The sequence below is a fragment of the Yersinia sp. 1252 StPb PI genome (assembly GCF_048593885.1).
Lineage (GTDB): Bacteria > Pseudomonadota > Gammaproteobacteria > Enterobacterales > Enterobacteriaceae > Yersinia > Yersinia enterocolitica_E.
Map to the genome: position 1 here is coordinate 1 of NZ_JAZGQE010000349.1, position 1,721 is coordinate 1,721.

The window sequence follows — 1,721 nt, forward strand, 5'->3', positions numbered from 1 at the left end:
TGGTGAAATATAATGAACAGATATTCGAAATCAGCCATTGAATATGGCTAATAAATGGAGATACATCATGTCACTAAAGCCCCCAGCAGAAACACAAGTTATTACGTGGATAATCATCGGTGTCCTATCTGCCTGGGGAGGGGTGGTGAGATATCTAATAGATAAACAAGGAACCCGTTGTAAATGGAGTTGGATGGCTGTAATTAGCCAAGTAATAATATCGAGTTTCACCGGTTTATTAGGTGGATTATTGAGCTTTGAAAGCGGTGCTAGCTATTACATGACATTCATATTTTCTGGATTGTTTGGTGCAATGGGCAGCACAGCTCTGAGCTATATATGGCGTCGTTTCTTCAATCCTTCAGGGAGGTAAAATGAGTAACTTTATTCTTAGCCACATCAGTAAGAGTAATTTACGAGGCGTTCATCCCCATCTTATTAACATTGTGTATTTGGCGCTTGAGATTACAGATATAGATTTTTGTGTCATTGAAGGCGTCCGTGATATTTCACGTCAACGCCAAATGGTACTAACCGATAAAAGCCAAACGTTAAATAGTCGTCATTTAACTGGACATGCTGTAGATCTTGCCCCATGGATAAATCAATCTATTCCATGGGATAATTGGAGTGCATTTAAAGTAGTTGCAGACGCAATGAAAATTTCCGCAGAAAAATTAAATATTCTCATAGTATGGGGGGGCGATTGGAAGACGTTAAAGGATGGCCCACATTTTGAACTCTCACGAAAGAGCTACCCATGATATTACCTATTTCAAAAATGTATAGTATCGGACTATTTCTAGTCATACTACTTGTTTGTGTATTATGGATACGCTATCAGCAACGAGCTTATAACCAAATTCAACAAGATAATAAGCAATTGAAAATGCAAAATGGCTTATTAAACAACCGGTTTTTACAACTAAAAAGTCAGGCTGAAAATTTAGCTTTTGTCATAACTAAACAAGCTCAAAATCACACTGAATTGGAGACAAAAAATGATTTATTCCGTCAAAAGACTCGTGCCGCTTTGGCGAAAACCCCTTTAGCTAATCAGCCTGTCCCAGTTGATGTTATCCGGTTTCAGCGCGAACTTATCGAACCAAAATAGCTATCATTTCGAGTTTATTCCTCGCTCTATTTTTGAAAGAAGCGACGCGCCACCATTCGATGTTGAGCGTTGGGGTGATTATCCAGATTATTTTTCCCGTCTATATCTAGCGTTGGAAAAGTGTAATCTGGATAAAGCCACTGCCGCAGAGCTAATTTTTTTTGACATGAAATACCTAAAGTCCCCTACGAAAAATCAAGAGTCATATCTTGCCCCCCTATCATGGCGCGATTCATATGTATTATGGTAATGAAAATGAACTCTTGCTAGAGTTGCGGCCGTAATAATCATGAGCCAACAATGTTCCAATTTTCAATCAACATTATGTTTCTCATTGCATTTTCTCAGAAAATAAACCCAGTAATATAATCTCAGAGTTGAATCCCATTGGTTATTTATGGGGGCTTTATCTTTACCAATCAGAGTAAAAAAACACATTCGATTATCGCAAGGTGTTCTATCAACTAATCAAATAGACACTGTCAGTAACTGGTTAACTTGCGACTAATTATAATGAAAAATTAAATTACCGTATTATGCCGAATCTATAAGTGAAAGTAATATAACAGTAAGATAAAATACAGAATAAATAATTAAAATAAAAACA

The 1,721-nt window shown here is 36.9% G+C and carries 3 protein-coding genes; all 3 read left to right on the forward strand.

All coding sequences use genetic code 11. The features are described 5' to 3' along the window. Positions 1-67: 67 nt before the first annotated feature. Genes V2A85_RS23435 through V2A85_RS23445 form a run of 3 tightly spaced genes read left to right on the forward strand, consistent with a single transcriptional unit; the run spans position 68 to position 1,114 of the window. Positions 68-373 (forward strand): phage holin family protein, encoded by a 306-nt coding sequence (locus tag V2A85_RS23435; protein WP_372558277.1) that lies wholly within the window; start codon positions 68-70, stop codon positions 371-373. 1 nt (position 374) lies between these two features. Beyond that, positions 375-764, forward strand: a complete 390-nt coding sequence (locus V2A85_RS23440; RefSeq protein ID WP_372558276.1) for a M15 family metallopeptidase — start codon at positions 375-377, stop codon at positions 762-764. Continuing rightward, entirely contained in the window at positions 761-1,114 is a 354-nt protein-coding gene (locus V2A85_RS23445) for a hypothetical protein (protein ID WP_420072525.1), read from the forward strand. Before V2A85_RS23440 ends, V2A85_RS23445 begins: the two co-directional genes overlap by 4 nt. The last annotated feature ends 607 nt before the right edge of the window (positions 1,115-1,721 follow it).